At 40.0% G+C, this 16410-nt stretch carries 13 protein-coding genes and 4 pseudogenes; 7 read left to right on the plus strand and 10 right to left on the minus strand.

Annotated elements, in window-relative coordinates; translation table 11 throughout:
• Positions 1-11: 11 nt before the first annotated feature.
• On the plus strand, positions 12-1277 hold the full coding sequence (locus tag V7L20_RS04180) for a glycoside hydrolase family 10 protein (protein WP_334742856.1): 1266 nt from the start codon (positions 12-14) through the stop codon (positions 1275-1277).
• Positions 1278-1844: 567 nt separating this feature from the next.
• Here V7L20_RS04180 and V7L20_RS04185 read toward each other — a convergent pair.
• On the minus strand, positions 1845-2582 hold the full coding sequence (locus V7L20_RS04185; protein WP_334742857.1) for a Ycf66 family protein: 738 nt from the start codon (positions 2580-2582) through the stop codon (positions 1845-1847).
• A gap of 541 nt (positions 2583-3123) precedes the next feature.
• On the opposite strand from V7L20_RS04185, the pseudogene gndA reads away from it, so the two are divergent.
• Both gndA and V7L20_RS04195 read left to right on the plus strand, forming a co-directional pair.
• A pseudogene (gene gndA / locus V7L20_RS04190) lies at positions 3124-4545 on the plus strand (NADP-dependent phosphogluconate dehydrogenase); the annotation flags it as partial.
• Positions 4546-4723: 178 nt separating this feature from the next.
• Positions 4724-5098, plus strand: a pseudogene (locus tag V7L20_RS04195) (NADP-dependent phosphogluconate dehydrogenase); the annotation flags it as partial.
• A gap of 156 nt (positions 5099-5254) precedes the next feature.
• On the opposite strand, the gene V7L20_RS04200 reads toward V7L20_RS04195, so the two are convergent.
• From V7L20_RS04200 to V7L20_RS04235, 8 genes and pseudogenes are all read right to left on the minus strand, one after another.
• Positions 5255-5425: a hypothetical protein gene (locus V7L20_RS04200; protein ID WP_334742858.1), complete on the minus strand. Its 171-nt coding sequence runs from the start codon at positions 5423-5425 to the stop codon at positions 5255-5257.
• Between the two features lie 42 nt (positions 5426-5467).
• Positions 5468-5866, minus strand: a complete 399-nt coding sequence (locus V7L20_RS04205; RefSeq protein WP_334742943.1) for a JmjC domain-containing protein — start codon at positions 5864-5866, stop codon at positions 5468-5470.
• 520 nt (positions 5867-6386) lie between these two features.
• The gene (locus tag V7L20_RS04210) at positions 6387-6545 is read right to left on the minus strand and encodes a hypothetical protein (protein ID WP_334742859.1); all 159 of its coding nucleotides are present in this window, start codon (positions 6543-6545) and stop codon (positions 6387-6389) included.
• A gap of 776 nt (positions 6546-7321) precedes the next feature.
• Positions 7322-8599 carry a mechanosensitive ion channel family protein gene (locus tag V7L20_RS04215; protein WP_334742860.1) on the minus strand — a complete coding sequence of 426 codons (1278 nt, stop codon included), beginning with the start codon at positions 8597-8599 and terminating at the stop codon, positions 7322-7324.
• Positions 8600-8707: 108 nt separating this feature from the next.
• Positions 8708-9110: pseudogene (locus tag V7L20_RS04220) on the minus strand (hybrid sensor histidine kinase/response regulator); the annotation flags it as partial.
• A gap of 167 nt (positions 9111-9277) precedes the next feature.
• On the minus strand, positions 9278-9682 hold the full coding sequence (locus V7L20_RS04225) for an EF-hand domain-containing protein (protein ID WP_334742861.1): 405 nt from the start codon (positions 9680-9682) through the stop codon (positions 9278-9280).
• A pseudogene (locus V7L20_RS04230) lies at positions 9619-10212 on the minus strand (urea transporter); the annotation flags it as partial. The gene V7L20_RS04225 and the pseudogene V7L20_RS04230, both read right to left, overlap by 64 nt.
• Positions 10213-10487: 275 nt before the next feature.
• Entirely contained in the window at positions 10488-10670 is a 183-nt protein-coding gene (locus V7L20_RS04235; protein ID WP_334742862.1) for an urea transporter, read from the minus strand.
• 967 nt (positions 10671-11637) lie between these two features.
• On the opposite strand from V7L20_RS04235, the gene V7L20_RS04240 reads away from it, so the two are divergent.
• From V7L20_RS04240 to V7L20_RS04255, 4 genes are all read left to right on the plus strand, one after another.
• Positions 11638-12633 carry a nucleoside hydrolase gene (locus V7L20_RS04240; protein WP_334742863.1) on the plus strand — a complete coding sequence of 332 codons (996 nt, stop codon included), beginning with the start codon at positions 11638-11640 and terminating at the stop codon, positions 12631-12633.
• 115 nt (positions 12634-12748) lie between these two features.
• Entirely contained in the window at positions 12749-13375 is a 627-nt protein-coding gene (locus V7L20_RS04245) for a hypothetical protein (RefSeq protein ID WP_334742864.1), read from the plus strand.
• 184 nt (positions 13376-13559) lie between these two features.
• On the plus strand, positions 13560-13712 hold the full coding sequence (locus V7L20_RS04250) for a hypothetical protein (RefSeq protein ID WP_334742865.1): 153 nt from the start codon (positions 13560-13562) through the stop codon (positions 13710-13712).
• A 120-nt stretch (positions 13713-13832) separates the two neighbouring features.
• Positions 13833-14147: a metallophosphoesterase gene (locus V7L20_RS04255; protein ID WP_334742866.1), complete on the plus strand. Its 315-nt coding sequence runs from the start codon at positions 13833-13835 to the stop codon at positions 14145-14147.
• A gap of 400 nt (positions 14148-14547) precedes the next feature.
• Here the strand turns inward: V7L20_RS04255 and V7L20_RS04260 are convergent, their stop codons facing one another.
• The gene (locus tag V7L20_RS04260) at positions 14548-16119 is read right to left on the minus strand and encodes an adenosine deaminase (RefSeq protein ID WP_334742867.1); all 1572 of its coding nucleotides are present in this window, start codon (positions 16117-16119) and stop codon (positions 14548-14550) included.
• Between the last annotated feature and the right edge of the window lie 291 nt (positions 16120-16410).

Consider the following 16410-nt stretch of genomic DNA (forward strand, 5'->3'; position numbering starts at 1 on the left):
TTATAGACTATATGGTTAGTAGATTCAATCATAAAAACGAGCAATCGCGTGTGTGGGTAGTTAATGCATCATTCAAATTTATGAAATCATCTTTTATTGTTCAAAGTTGGCGACGATTACTCAAGTCTCTTTTTCCGATTCTCATTTTAATATCCTTTTTTACTGTATTGTTGGTGGACAGTTTCACCCCAGCGAGCGCACAGATACCCCGTCAGGAAATTCGTGGGGTTTGGATGACCACTAATGATTTTGACACTCTTAAAAATCGGGACAAAGTGCAGGATGCGGTGAGTCAACTGCGACAGATGAACTTCAACACAATCTATCCTGTGGTGTGGAATTCTGGCTATGTGATGTATCCTAGTGCGATCGCACAACGTGCAGGGATTCAACCTTTTGTCTACAAAGGTTTAGATGGACATGATATTCTAGCAGACCTCATTACCCAAGCCCATAGCCAAGGATTGCTAGTAATTCCTTGGTTTGAGTTTGGTTTTATGGCTCCCCCAACGTCGGAATTGGCAATGAATTATCCTGATTGGTTCACACAAAAGCGGGATGGTAGCCAAACTTCGATTAGTGCGGCAGGTGAGGTTATGTGGCTTAATCCGTTCCTTCCGCAAGTGCAACAGTTTATTACCAATCTCGTGCTGGAAACTCTCAGCCAATATGATGCCGATGGCATTCAGTTTGACGATCACATGAGTTTGCCTCACGAATTTGGCTACGACCAATATACAGTTGCTTTGTACACCAAAGAAACGAAGAATCCTCCCCCAACTAATTCTCAAGATGCGGCATGGGTAAAGTGGCGGGCTGATAAAATTACGGCGTTCATGGTACAACTTAACCAAGCCGTGAAGCAGAGAAAACCCCAGGCGATTTTCTCTATTTCTCCTAATTACTATGATTTTGCTTACAAGTTTCACTTGCAAGATTGGCTCAGTTGGATACGGCAAAATATTGTGGATGAGTTAATTGTGCAAATTTATCGTCCGAATCTGCAAAGTTTTGTAGCTAATCTTTCCTGTCCAGAAATTCAAGAAGCACAACAAATAATTCCGACTGGAATTGGCATTATGACAGGGTTACGAAATAATCCAGTTCCCATCCAGCAAATTAAGTCTCAGGTGCGGGCTGCTCAAGAACGCGGTTTAGGCATAACCTTCTTTTATTATGAAACTCTTTGGAACGATGCTCTAGAACCTTTAAACGAGCGACAAGCTGGATTTGCAACTTTCTTTCGATCTCCTGCACTCCGCGCCAAAGTTGAATAACTTTTCTGTTGAAGATGATGTTATAGTATTTCACTTTAATCATGATACAAATACGCTAGTAAGAGGATGTGTGAAAAGTTTTCTTCTCGGGAACAAAACGTTCTATATACCCCTAAATCCCCCGATAAATTGGGGGACTTTGATTCTGCTTCCCCCCTTTTTAAGCTACCGTGTATACACAAGTCGAATTACCCCCTTTAATCCCCCGATGCATTGGGGGGAAAAAGAAATCTAGTTCCCTTCCCTTTATAAAGGGAGGGTTAGGGTAGGGTAAAATCCAGGTTCGCAAGCTATTCAGACTTATGTATACACGGTAGCCTTTTTAAGGGGGGCTAGGGGGATCAAGTTAGTACCTAAAATCACAGCCAACCACTTTTCAAACAACCTCTTAACCGAACAGTATTGTTAGTAGCCCAAGCTGTAACTATTATCGGTGCAGATGTTGCGATCGCAATAACTAATGTTGGTCATTTATCAAGGTTTATTGCAGCCAATTTATGGCAGAACATTAAAACAAGTTGAGTGAAACCCAACATTATATTAGGTTAACGTTAGGTTTTACTAAATTCAACTAGCTTGATTAGGCGGTATTTTGTCAGGTGGCGTTTCTGCTGGAGGAGCGAGTACCGCATCTGGCGCAATTTCTTCTACAGGAATCGGTTGCTTCTCCTCAATTTCAAAATCTGCTTGCGCTGCTTCCACCAATTCAGGAGATGGGGGATGTGGTGGAATCGCTTCCGGTACACTCTCGGTTTTGACTTCGGTGTCAGTAGTAACTGTCTTTTCTGCTGGTTGTTCTGGTATAGTAGTAGTTTTGTCGATAATCTCAACAGCAGGTTTCTCTACTAGTACAGAGGTAATGTCTTCAGGTTTGGGGGTTGTGGGTGTTTTTTTACTCCCAGTTTGTTGCACTTTATCTTTCACGCCACTAAAGGTGCTACCAAGACCTTTTTGCAACTGGCCCAGCCGTTCCTGAAGGGAGAACTTATTTACCTGTTCCTGAATGCCAGTTTTCACTGTCTCAGGACTGGGTACTTGGGTTTGTTGTGCTTGGGGGGTCAGTTGGCGACGTAATGATAGAGTTTGCCAGCCAAACCAGACCAAAAGAGCCACACTAGCCACATGACCCAGCAACAAACCTCCAGTAATGCGTGGTGCAAACACCCATAAAACTAAGGCATAGAAAAGTCCTACACCACTCCAGATAAAGTCGTTCTTGCGGTGGATTTCTGGAAAAAAGAAAGCTGCTATGTAAATGGCTAAACTACCAAAACCGACTACCAAAGCTAGGACAAATGCCAGCATTATTTGGTTACTCCTTTGACTAGGGACTGGGGACTGGGGACACAACGACTGCGCTCAGTGCATCGCTGGGGACTGGGGATTGGGGATTGGGGATTGGGGACTGGATATTAGGTATTAGGAAGAAAAACTAATTTAGTGAATTATACCAAGTTGTGATAAATAGTATTATTTGCTTGAAGCTAGTCCAGCAGAGCTTAGATACTAAACAATACTAGCTTTGGCAACTTGGTATTAAATTTCTTCCTAGTCCCCAATCCCCAGCGATGCACTGAGCTTCGACTGCACAAAAATCGAGTTTCGGCTACGCTCAACTGCCGCGAAGTCGAGATTCAACTAGCGCTTGTCGAAGTGTCTCCAGTCCCTTAATTAAACAATTTTGCAAGTCAATTGTTGATTTAGATACAAATTAAAATTAATTATCCGTGTTAATTGTGGATTTTTATCATTTATTCAAGTCTTAAGGTCTTCTTTAGGAGAGAAGGGAAAATATCGGACTACCCTTAAAGTAAAAGGATCTGCAAGAGTTAGCCAGAAATTTTTTATGACACTACAAAGCTTTGGTGTGATTGGATTAGCCGTTATGGGTGAGAACATCGCTCTAAACGTGGAGCGCAATGGCTTCCCAATTGCAGTTTACAACCGCTCCCGAGAAAAAACGGATGCCTTTATGGCGCAGCGTGCGCCAGGACGGAACGTCAAAGCCGCTTTTACCATAGAAGAATTTGTTGCCGCGTTGGAACGTCCCCGTAAAATTCTAGTGATGGTGCAAGCTGGTAAGCCAGTAGATGCGGTAATTGCTCAACTCAAACCCTTGTTAGACGAAGGCGATATCATTATCGACGGTGGCAACTCTTGGTTTGAAGATACAGAACGACGCACTCAGGAATTAGAACCCGCTGGACTTCGGTTTATCGGTATGGGTGTTAGTGGTGGTGAAGAAGGTGCGCTAAATGGCCCATCTTTGATGCCTGGAGGTACAGAAAGCTCCTACGAGTATCTCTCACCAATTTTTAATAAAATTGCTGCCCAAGTTGACGATGGGCCTTGCGTAACCTATTGCGGTCCTGGTGGTGCCGGTCACTACGTCAAAATGGTACACAACGGCATCGAGTACGGCGATATGCAGTTAATTGCAGAAGCATACGACTTGCTGAAAAATGTTGCTGGACTAGACCATAATCAGCTACACGAAGTTTTTACCGAATGGAACACCACCGACGAACTCAATTCGTTTTTGATTGAAATTACAGCAAAGATTTTCCCCTACATTGACCCAGAAACAAATCTACCCTTAGTCGATTTGATTGTTGATGCCGCAGGGCAAAAGGGAACCGGACGCTGGACAGTGCAAACTGCAATGGATTTGGGAGTTGCTGTACCGACAATTATTGCAGCTGTGAACGCCCGGATCATGTCTTCCTTCAAAAAAGAGCGGGTAGCAGCATCCAAGATACTCACAGGTCCTTCTGGTAAGTATGAGGGGGATACCAAAGCCTTTATCAATATGGTGCGAGATGCCCTGTATTGCTCGAAAATCTGTTCTTACGCTCAGGGCATGGCGTTGTTAGCTACAGCTTCAAAAACCTACAATTTTAACTTGAATTTAGGTGAAATGGCGCGGATTTGGAAGGGTGGCTGTATTATTCGTGCTGGATTTTTGAATAAGATTAAGAACGCATTTAGCGAAAATCCAGCGCCACCTAACCTGCTATTGGCTCCGGAATTCAGGCAGACAATTCTCGACAGACAAACAGCTTGGCGGGAAGTGTTGGCAACAGCAGCAAAACTGGGAATTCCAGTACCAGCATTCAGTGCGTCATTAGATTATTTTGACAGCTATCGACGCGATCGCTTGCCCCAAAACCTCACTCAAGCCCAGCGCGACTACTTCGGGGCGCACACCTACGAGCGACTTGATAAGCCTGGAGCCTTCCACACCGAATGGACACCGATTTCTGAAGCATCCGTGCACACTTCCACACCGAAACCGATGCAAGCTACACAACCTACAACACCTACAACACCTACAACTTCTCCAAAAGTTTAGAGAGTTTTAGTTGGTAAATTTGAAAGTGGCTCTTTCAGAGTCACTTTTTTTGTCACTTATCACTATTAATTGTTATTGGACTTTGGACAAAACTTTGAATATGGGCGAAATGGCGCGGATTTGGAAAGGTGGTTGTATTATTCGCGCTGGCTTTTTGAATAAGATTAAGAAGGCTTTTAGCGAAAATCTAGCTTTGCCTAACCTGTTATTAGCTCCCAAATTTAAGCAAACAATTCTCGACAGACAGACTGCTTGGCGGGAAGTGATTGCGACAGCTGCAACACTGGGAATTCCAGTACCCGCATTTAGCGCATCTTTGGATTATTTTGACAGCTATCGTCGCGATCGCTTGCCTCAAAACCTAACTCAAGCACAACGCGACTACTTCGGCGCACATACCTACTTGCATCTTGATAAGCCCGGAACTTTCCACACTGAATGGGTACCCATTGCTGAAGCTAAGAAGTAAATTCTTACACATCTACACCAGGATATTGTGAAAAGTTAAAAAGTTTCAGAATACAGTTTTAAGGGTGGCTCTGATTTTCAGAGTCACTTTCTTTTTAGGGATTTCCAACTAAAAAAATATCCTATAGGGGTGTAGGCAGAGGGGCACTTAGCTCTATCACAAGTGAATACTCGATCTAATAGCTTTATATTTTGAATTTTCTGAACTTTTAATAAAATCAATATATTCAGCTGGGATATCATCATTATTAGTAATATCTTTAACAAGATTTTGGATTAAATTATCCAAATGCTCAGAAGCAGAAGCTTCATCTGTAATTAGAGGCATACTTTTACGCCACTCTTCTTTATAAGATAATTCACTAATTAGTCATTCTAAAAAATCAATACCTGTTTTACAGTGTACTCCAACAGTTAAGTGTAAAGAAGGTTGATCGAGAGCAACTGCATAGTGCCAGTGTCTTCGTGGTATATACAAAATATCTCCTGGTTTTAAAACACAATTTAAATATGGCTGTTCATCAGGTGGTGAAAATAAATCTGATTTTTGAATTGGCAATGGATATTTAAATGTATCATTAAATATTTGCCATTCTTTTTGACCATCAATCTGTAATATGAAAACTTCATGGAGATCATAATGACAACTGAAACCTTGTTGTTTTGCAAGTGAACAATATAAGTTCACATGAACTCTACATCCTAGAGAATGCCGAAGTTTTGAAGCAAAAGTAGCAATTTCAGGTACTAATTTATGTATCCTATCAATAACAAGAGTTGCTCACTCTTGACAGTGTTTAAAAAAAAATTATTCTCATTTTTGTCTAAAACTTTTCCATTTTTTGATAAACGCAACCTGGGAAACTCAAACTCATGGTAATTAATTAAATCTGTAAGTTTGTCCCACGAAAAAAGATTATTGAAATTTCTTTCTCCATCACTATGTAAAAAAATGGCTTCTTTTGTCCAGTTTTTTTCTAGGAAAGTATCGATTTGATATGGTTTAATTAAATATTTCAGACTTAGCACAGCTGATCCTACATTAAAAAAATTTAAAATCTAGCTAATTATTTTTTAAATATTTAATTTTAACATTAGAAAATTATCTCTTACTGAATCTAAAACTCAATTAAAAATCACGTTATTAGTGGTCTATCCTTTACCGTAACTTCCATAAAGAAAAATACTGTATAATGAGACTCGATTTTTTTTAACGAATCATTAGTCATTTGCTTTTAAGAAAATTTAATGATTAATGACCAATGACATTCTCTTAGATAAGGTACAGTTTAAATGCTGATTAGCTTAGTACCATTTTCTTCAGAACAATCCGAACCATCAGAACCTTGTCCATAGGAGTTTAAAAGCTGTACATTCTGCTGTAGAACATCCTTAACTTCAATGCTAATTTTGCTAACATTAGCTGTTTTTTTCAATTGAGTTGTCATATCAGAAACTCCTGAAATTACATACAATATGTTTATTTTATATCAAATCTAATTCATTACAAATTGAACGAGAATAAAATTTGTTTAGTATTCTTATAGATAAATTTTCGATACAATCTAAGAGATTGTTTGAAAAGTCGGGAATACTGTAGAATTAGTATGAAATATAACATAAATTTTGTAGAACACTGAGAGAGTGTTTTGGATAAACCACTTCTTCCATCTACTTGAAATATAAGAATGTTGCAAGCAAGGTACTTTAGTTGGTTGCGCGATCGCTTTAAAACTGACAAATCAACATCTACACTGGACTTGCCGTGATACTCAAAAGGATTGTCGAGATCGTAGATGAGGAGCAACAAATATATAAATGATGAAAATAACAAGCCTGAAACAATCAAACTCAGATTAAAATCGTCAGCACGCGTCATTAACAAAGCCAAGCTTGAGGCAACTACCAAAATTTGCAGCTAAGTTATACCAACTCTCTAAAATCTGACTTTCTTAATTACAAACTTGTACTGAGCGTAGTCGAAGTATTACGAATTAGTATTTTCGCCTTGAACAGTGATAGTTGCATTTGATTTTATTACTTCGCTGGCGCTGTGCTTGAGGTATCGCACAACCTCTTCATAAATTTGGCTGCTAACGCGATCGCCCCGACGACCGTTTTCTAGTCTGATATCATCAATGAAGAAATTCAGGTTGAACTGAACGTAAGTTATCGCGTCACTATTTTCGATTCCTTTGATTAAAACTTGTGGCTCCTGCCACTTTTATCGGGGTTCTTTAAACCGTTCTCGTAACCATCGGTTCAGTTCCATTACATAGTCATCTAATCGGGTTTCTTCACTTTGAGGATTAGAAATTTTTTGATATAAACGCTGCACTCTCCGCTTTAACAAATTGATTTTGTGTTCCCATTCTTCAGTAAGAATACTGCTATCATTATCTAAAAGATGAAAATCCCAAATGTAAATACGATACCAATTTCGGATTAGTTCAATCAAACTGTCTTGAGAACGATTTTCTTTAAGTAGAAAAACTGAGCGATTGTGATAGATTTCGGGAACAACTTCTAAACCGAGCGCGCTTAAAATCCCTCGATACTCTTGTTGTACATTCTCAATTTCTTCCTTGGTCATGCCACCTTTTTCAGCAAACTGCAAGGTGACGATAAGTGCCTCAAGTGCAGGTGTAATTTCTTCTAGTTTAAAGTTCACTTCCTGTTCGGCAAGCAGACGCAATTTACCAATCTTCTGTTGGTTTTCTAATCCTTCTAACTGATAGTAGCGATCAATCTGTGCTAATTTCTGGTCAATATCGCCTAAAGTATCGGGATGAGCCTGGATAACCTCTACCATCACGTACTTTACTTGTTCAACATTCAGCGGGATCGGCACTTTCATGTCGGTAGAGTAATGATAGTACGAGGTCGGACGGCTGAGATTTGTAATATTTTGACTTTGCAGTGTGCTATTAGGAATATAAATATCACAATGCTTAGATGGTATATAAAGTTGAGTTACTCGCACCCCAATTTTTCGCAGCATGGCAATGGAGCCATTCTCCAGCAGCAAGACATCACCAAATTGAAAGGGAGTATCAATCAGTAATACAACTCCACTAAAAAAGTTAGCTAAAATTCCCTGAGCCGCAAAGCCAATTACAAAGGTTGCTCCACCTAAAGCTACCCGAATTCCTGTTAGATCCACACCAAAGGATTTCAGCACAAAAACAGTGGTCAGCGTGAAAACGATTACGGGAACAACTGCTTCTAGCAGGGGCAAAAGTACATCATCCCACATAGATTCAGTTTCTTGGGTATACCCCCACAGGTAATAGATGAAAACCTGAGTAAATAGTTGAACTAGCCAATAACTAATCGAAACAATTAAACTAGCTGCTAATAAATTTTCAATGCCGTCAATTAGCTTCACAGAGGGCAACTGATGGAAGGTAAATTTAAGAATACCTAGAATAAAAACCGCGAGAGCCGGATACGCAGATACATTCAGTGTCACCAAGGCAATGTCTCGTTCAAAGTCCTTCAATTTCCAATTCTTCTGGTTGGGGCAAAATCATCTGTTGCAACCGTTTAGTCACCTCTAGTTCAGCACCCATTCGGAGATTTTCAGCTGTGAGTTTTTCATTTAAGAGTTTGATTTCCTGATTTGCTCGTTCTAATTCAGCTGGGCTAGGAAGTGCTAAGACTTGTGGAACTAAGGGGATAAGTTGTACGGTTGTAAATACAGATATTATTGCTGTTAGCGCTTTGATTAATCCTGATACCTAATAAGTTGGAAACCAAAGCGTCCTAATCTCCATGATGTGAGTAGTGCCACAAGCTACGATAAATCCACTAAATAGCAGAAAAATCCAATTAAAAGGCAAATCCTTACGCTTACTAACGAAGTAGAAAAGTGTAACGGGAATAGAGTAATAAGATAAGGCAATGAGTGCGTCAGAGATAACGTGTAGCGAAACTAAACTGGGTTTCCAAAGATAGCAATGACCATGAGGAATAAAATAAAATGTCAACAATTCAGAGCCAAGATGCCACATAAAAAAATTCTCTGTACTAATAAAATTCAACACATTGAGTTATTTTCTTGAAAAATGCCCAAGCTGCGTAGGCGTAGCCCGCACTTCTCTACGAGACGCTGCGCGTAGCTTGGCTTGCTTCTCCGTAGGAGTACGACAAGCTCAGTGACCATCGTAGACATCGCTATTTAAATCACTAGTATCGCTTCAATAAATTGATTCCAAGTCAATAGTTGCCCTTTGCGATCACACAGAAACATAATTTCATCTTTTGTCAGTGGTGATTCTCCGACACTTGCCATTGCGATATTCATTTCATCAAGGCTGATAAGATTGTCTTCATCAGCATCGATTGGTAAAAAATAAGTGAGAAAATCGTTGTATTCTGCCATCAACTGACGATGACGCAGCATTAACTCACCGAATTCTTCAAAGTCGATTGTGTTGCTGCGATCGCTATCCATACTTGTGAATAACAGCGCGATTTCGTTATCCGACAACCCCTTGCCTGCCTGGTTTAAATGATTGGTTAATTCTTCAATACACAGATGTCCGCTTTGGTCTTGGTCGATGGCATCGAAGATATAGCGCAAGTCTCCTTTAAAGCTAGAAGACGCTTGTTTAAACAGCAGTTGACGCGGCTTGCTTTGAATGGCAGCTGCAAGATACGGCGAAAGTTAGAAATAATCCGCTTTGCCACTAAAAACCTTTGCCGATGTTCTTCGGGACTGGCAACTGTATGCAGTGCTACTGGTACGAGCGAGGGTAGCGATCGCCGTAAAATCAGAAAACAGCTAATAGTTACAATTACAAATGGCAGCGCCAGTACAGGCAATTTTAACGGAGCAAACAACGCTGCCAAGCCCCAACTAGCAAGCGATGCAACAAAGGCACAACCCAAACCAATAGAAATACTGAATAGATTTGGCGTGTAGAATACTCCACCAATGGCGATCGCCGTTAGCACAGCATTATAACCCCATAGCCCAGTATACAAATCGTCAGGAGTCACTTGCAGGTTTACTGCTGCAAGTAAATACATTACGCATCCCAGCAAGCCAACAATCGCACTAATCGGGGTGCAGATGACAATCCCCAGAACAACCAAAATTCCTACAACCCAGCTATTGGAAAAAACACCTGCCCAATACTAAGCGGTAGCGACCCTGCGAGTCGCAAACCGTTAAATTGACTAGGAGAAACAGGCGGTAAAGATCCAAAATTAAAGAAAGTTTGGGGTAGAAATAGCACGATCATCACAAAACTCAGCAACACGATATGAAATGGAATACCGAGTGGAGCTACTCGGAATTTACTAGCAAACCAGACTCACACAGTTTCCATTAATACCGTTGACAAAGAAGCGAATATAACTACTGCGATCGCCCAATTCAGATTCTATGTACCATTGCCAAATAGCCCCAATGATGCGATTGCCGCTCCAGTGAGTAATCCATTCAGACCAAAAATGCCATTTTGAATGTCATCCCGATTCATCTGGAAAGTTTTCGCAAAGTGTTTTTGTAAAATAATTGCTGTTAATGTTGCGATTGCAGTTCCTAGCAAGCTCATTGTCCCCAACCAAGGAGCCTAAATGAACATGGCAATTAAAAATAGTAGACCGCTTACAGGATTATTCACAAAAATCTGTAAGAGGTTATTTATAAATTCAATCTCAAGATAAGTAATTAATTAAAGTTGTATCATAAAATAATAGTTATACAAGGAGTTTACATACATTTAATTACTATAAACACTTACTATTATATGGACTTAGCAGCGTTTTTGTAAAAATATAGTTTTTATAAATTGTCTAATTTTATACAAGTATTTTTTAAAATAATCTTTATGACATTGTAATAAAATCAGCGTTAAAAAATCAACCTATGTAATGAAATGCAAAATCAGCAAACAGCATATAAATAAGTGATTTTACAGCTTTTACAAAACTAAACATAGATGCATTTTATCATGCAGACTTACTTATCTTCAAAGTTAGAATACTTATGTATTGACAAAAAAACTAGTCTGTAAAACATTAACGAAAAATATCTGATAACAGAGAAAAATATATGACATTCATATGCTTGTTTTGTCTCATATAAAAATGCTTTAATAAACTGCTAAAGCAAAGGTATTTGCAAAATTGCTCTAAAAGTCATAACCGAGGTATAAAATTTTTATGTTTGCTTAAGACAGTTCAAGACTCAGTTGTACTTACGAATAAACTAAAAAGATACATAGCTTTGTAATTAGACCCTTGAGCAAATCATCACCCTCCAGGGCTGCTTGACCAGAGCGTAGGCGTAGCCCGTCGTAGACATCGCCTAATGTCAATAAAATAATTTATTCTCAATAAGCTAAAAAATAGTCGCATTTATCGCTGCTTATTGACACAAGTATAGTAATTACTTTGAATTTAGAGAATTAACCCAATTCAGAGCAGTTCTATGGAGCAGCAATTAGCATGATAACTCGGCAAAAGTTGCTTTTGATAATGCCCGATTAGACTTTTATACAATCATCCTTTACTTAAACAATTTTTACAATGACAACTCAACTTAAGCATCACAAAATTATTCTCGACACCGACCCAGGCGGAGATGATATCTATACCTTACTGTGGCTTCTGAGCTTGGTAAAAAGAGGACTCGCTGAACTTGTCGCTGTTACTTCCGCAGATGGTAATGTCGCTGCCAAATGCACGTTTTCTAGTGCTAGCCAAATTTTAAATTTAGCAGGATTTCCACACATTAAAGTGGGTCGCGGTGTCCTTGCAAAAAGAGAAATTATAGAAGATGCCAGCCATATTCATGGGTCGGATGGGATGGGCAATCTTTCTCATACTTTACCCCCTGCCACACACAACATTAAAGACGCTCCCTACTCCGATGAACTGATTATTGAGGAGTTGAATGCTGCTCCAGGAGAAATTACCATTGTAGCGATCGCACCCTTGACCAACCTCGCGGCAGCGGAAACAAAAAGTCCCGGTATCCTTAAAAAAGCCAAGGAAATCGTGATTATGGGGGGTGCTTTCTTCTGTGCTGGTAATGTGACTCCCCATGCAGAATTCAATATTTGGTTCAATGTTGAAGCTGCTCAGATAGTATTTGATAGCCGAGACGATATTGTTGTGCTGCCATTAGACGTGACCCGACGCTTAATTTTTACGCGAGATATGACTGTGGCAGCCACTCAGGCGAATCTAGAGAGTAAACTTTCTCAGTTCATGAGGGATCTTTGTGAGTTCATGATTGGCACAGCCTTGGATTATCGAGAGACAGCAGGAATTCCAGCTTTTCTTGTTCATGATGCGGCAACATTAGGATACTTGTTTTATCCAGAAACCCTGATGTTGAAAAGAGCAAAAGTCCAGGTTGAAACAAAGGGACAGTGGACACTAGGACAGACATTGATTGATAGTCGTCCTGCCACGAAAACAACAGCAAATGCCTGGGTGGCGTTACAGGTAGATGAAGGTAAATTTTTTACTAGCTTGATTGAAGATTTGAAGCACCTATTTATAACCGCCAAACTCTAAGCTTCTCTTGTAGAGTCGCTCTCTCTTGATTTTGGGTTAGTAGTTAGTGGCTATTATTGACTAGTTATTTCACAAATGTGACCACTGGCGATCGTAAGAAGGAACTTATTCAAACATGGAATTCTTTAGACAACTAATTTTCTATTTGACATTTGCTTCACTTGGATTCACGATTACAGATATTTATCTGCGGGCAAACAAGCTCTGGAAGCGCAAGCATGATAAAACGGTTGCTGAGAGTATTTCGATTACGGCGATGTTCGTTAGTATAGTGCCAGGTAGCGTATTTACATTAAATTATCTGTTTGTTGGTCAGTGGCAGGGATTTATTCAAGAGGCTCTATATCTATTGCTCGTGACATTTAATATTTCAGTGGGAATAGAACTATGGGTTCCTGGAGAACGTCATAAAAACTTTTTCACATTACTAAAGCAAGCTCTCAATTTAGAGCGAAAGGAAGTTGGAGATTTAACAATAGCTTTATTTAAACCGCCTCAGCATAAAACAATCATTGATATTCTCTGCCAGATTGCATTAATTGATGAAAGGTTGGATGAACGGGAACAAAAATTTATTAATACGTTCGCACATAAATGGAATATTGAATTTTCTTGGAATATGCTTCAGTCACGAAGCTATGATTCAGATATGAATTTTATTAGGCTGTGGCAAGATGTTGAGAACTACCTAGAACACCGATTCAGTAATCAGATTTATCATGATAAAACCAAGTCTTGTTAGGTTTCAATAAGAAAAGTTTAATTGGAAAAGACTTAAAAACAAGGCTTTTCAATCTTATGTTTTATTAATGAATCGGTGTTCTAGCAACCTCTCCTCCAACTGAACAGATAATTCAATTACAGGACTTGATTAACATACTCATTAGGATTGATAAAAATGTTTAGTAACGACAGAATCGCTGTATATGATGGTTGAAACCGAAGGACGATTCACAACAGGAATGTCACTAGCCGATCGGCGCGATCGCAGAGATGAGGAAACCAATCCGCCCAATGTAGAGGCTTGTTTAGATGTAGATACTGAACGGTTTATGCAGCTATTCGCTCAACTTGTCTGACGAGTGACAAAGGTTGGGCAATGTCCAATCGCACTTTTACACAATCATTCCAAAATTATTCTGGACACCGATTTGGGTGAAAATAATATCTATTTAGTTTTACAAAGATAAAAGATGATAATGACCACAGAGCGGTTTAAAAAGTTCACGATTTTGCATTCAAATGATATGCATGGAGACTTTCTGGCAGAGGCTGGAGGTGAAGAAGGTCATCTGATTGGCGGAGTGGTGCTGCTTTCTGGCTATATTAATCAGGTGCGCCAATCAGAGAAAAACGTGCTTTTTGTAATTTCTGGTGATATGCTCCAGGGTTCTCTGATTGATAAGGAATATAAAGGTCTTTCAACCATAGAAATCATGAATTACCTCGCTCCAGATGTAGTGACTCTGGGGAATCACGAATTGGATTATGGATTGCCTCACTACCGCATCTGATTTAGCACAAGTTAATATTGATACTTGGCTCGAATTAGCTCTCAATTGCAAAAATACCACAAAGCTAGAATTGAACAGTATCGATTTCGCACAGACCCCAAGGGTTAATTGGCTAATTTAGAGAGTCGTTTTTTCTACTAAATTTTACCACACTAGTACCGCAAGGCAGAATTCAAAAATCACGCATTCAAAAGTCAAAAGTATTATAAAATAAGCTCTTTAGGGATTTTAGATGGTTACTCTATTTACGCCGTGGCGTACTAGTTTATTAGTGATTGTCTCCTTGAATCATCTAAACAGAGTCCAATACTGGCTCTTCCTAAACTTAATTGTCTGAAATAATTTTTAAAGAGTAAATAGAGATTAGTAACTTTACTGAGTTATGTCGCTGGGTTTTAAGTTATAACCAGTTTTGCAATGACTCAAACCGAGCAAATTCCGACTCTAGTTGCCATTGAATCCGTGCGTGTTCGCTCTTTTGCAAAAAAGCACTGCACCCAGTAGAAACAGTGGTATCACCAGGGGTATCGCTTGCACAAGCTGGAACCCTTGCCTTAAACTCAGGCGACTTCCAGAGACTATTTCCAGGAGCGAAACTATATTCTAAGCTATTGCGAGCTAGTCGCTTGAGGTCTTTATATCCCAGCCCATATCTAGTTGCCGCTAACAAATACTCATGACTTAAATCGATGCGGGAAATGCCTTCATCATCTGAGGCAAGAGTCATTGGTACTCCAGCTTTCCAATACTCCATAAAAGGATGCTGATTTCCCTGGACATTCAAAATGACCTCATTACTGGTCAGGCAGATTTCTACCAACACACCGCGTCGTTGCATTTGCGCCATTAACTCGAAAGGACGCTCTTCAAAAAGAATATCCACACCATGTCCAATGCGAGATGCGTGTGCTACTTCTACAGCTTGTCGAATATGAAAACGTAAATCCTCGGTCGGAACCAACCCTAAGGTTAACTCTCCGGCATGGAGTGCGACCTTAACATTAGGAAATTGGCGTTTTAAAAATTGCAGCATCTGCATTTGCAGGGTGTAGTCACGTAGTGCAATCGGGTTGTCTTCTGGGGCGACGAGATTGATACCAACAACTCGCTTTTGTGATGAAGCTAGTGCAAAGGCATAAGCTAACTGAGCAAATACTTCAACAGGCGATTTTGTTCTTGTAGTTTGCTGCAAATAGCGCACCGTCACTGTACATCCAGGCTGTGCCGATGGAGTGCCGCAACTGAGTGTTTTGGCAACTTCACGCTCCAACTGTGTTAATTGCTGATTGCCGAGTGTCACTAGCTCGGTTAATCCTCGCTTGAGCAATTGACGGTGCATCAGAGCAAAATCTTGATTCCAACCAACTTTACGCCCTAGCTGTCGAACCTCACTGCCCCCAACGGTAAGCATTAATTCTAGATAGGTAATATGCTGCGAAGCTGCCCGATTTGCAACTTCCGCGACCATATCATCCCGACGGCTTGCAGAATCTGATATTGCCCCAAAACCAGTAAAAGCGTCAAAAAATTGGTCATGTCCGGATTTTCCAGCAAATTGGAGGTTGCGAGTAGACCAACGATTTATTAGGGAATCATAAACAGATGTTCGGTTTAATAATTCTGAGGCGGGAAAATAGCTACTGTCTTGACTGCAAGCACTAGGTTCAACTAAAGCCCCCACCTTTGGATTCACACAATATCCATCGGTGGCAGCCCACTCCAGATAGTGTTCTGCGTACACAGCCCCGCTTAGATGACTGTGGATATCTCCTCCCTTCGGCATTCGCTGTACAAATGCTCGTAAAGCGGCAGGTTGCGCGCGATGGGCTTCAAACCAACTAGCAGCTTGAGCTTCACTCCGAGTCGAGGACTGCTGCGAATTAGATGGGACTTGGGCTGCTACACTGAAGATAAAACAGCTAGAACTCGTTAATACTCCTAAAAACAAATATAAGCGCGATCGTCTATGCATATAGATTTATTTTTTTTGTAAAATATGCCTAGAATTATCTGGTTTAATTGCCGCGTCATTGTAGCGTTTATCTGCGGTAATAAGCATTGAAACACTGATAAAATGTCCGGCATAGGCTGCAAGTAGTTTTTGAGTTGTCATGGTGAGAAACAATAACTCTACTGCGAAGTTCTTACCTCTTCATGCTCTTATTTGGGCAACGCTATTGTACTTATGATCTAATCTCATGGTTTTTAAGTTAAGAATATATGCTTATAGATTGAAAAGGATGATACTCAGTATGAGTGTAGT

Source organism: Nostoc sp. (genome assembly GCF_036916735.1).
Classification (GTDB): Bacteria; Cyanobacteriota; Cyanobacteriia; order Cyanobacteriales; family Nostocaceae; genus Nostoc.

What these genes read in the sequence shown, in the direction of transcription:
- V7L20_RS04180 (WP_334742856.1), top strand. Translation starts at nt 12, where the DNA reads ATGGTTAGTAGATTCAATCATAAAAACGAGCAATCGCGTGTGTGGGTA.
- V7L20_RS04240 (WP_334742863.1), top strand. Translation starts at nt 11,638, where the DNA reads ATGACAACTCAACTTAAGCATCACAAAATTATTCTCGACACCGACCCA.
- V7L20_RS04210 (WP_334742859.1), bottom strand. Translation starts at nt 6,545, where the DNA reads ATGACAACTCAATTGAAAAAAACAGCTAATGTTAGCAAAATTAGCATT.
- V7L20_RS04260 (WP_334742867.1), bottom strand. Translation starts at nt 16,119, where the DNA reads ATGCATAGACGATCGCGCTTATATTTGTTTTTAGGAGTATTAACGAGT.
- V7L20_RS04200 (WP_334742858.1), bottom strand. Translation starts at nt 5,425, where the DNA reads ATGCCTCTAATTACAGATGAAGCTTCTGCTTCTGAGCATTTGGATAAT.
- V7L20_RS04245 (WP_334742864.1), top strand. Translation starts at nt 12,749, where the DNA reads ATGGAATTCTTTAGACAACTAATTTTCTATTTGACATTTGCTTCACTT.
- V7L20_RS04185 (WP_334742857.1), bottom strand. Translation starts at nt 2,582, where the DNA reads ATGCTGGCATTTGTCCTAGCTTTGGTAGTCGGTTTTGGTAGTTTAGCC.
- V7L20_RS04250 (WP_334742865.1), top strand. Translation starts at nt 13,560, where the DNA reads ATGATGGTTGAAACCGAAGGACGATTCACAACAGGAATGTCACTAGCC.
- V7L20_RS04255 (WP_334742866.1), top strand. Translation starts at nt 13,833, where the DNA reads ATGACCACAGAGCGGTTTAAAAAGTTCACGATTTTGCATTCAAATGAT.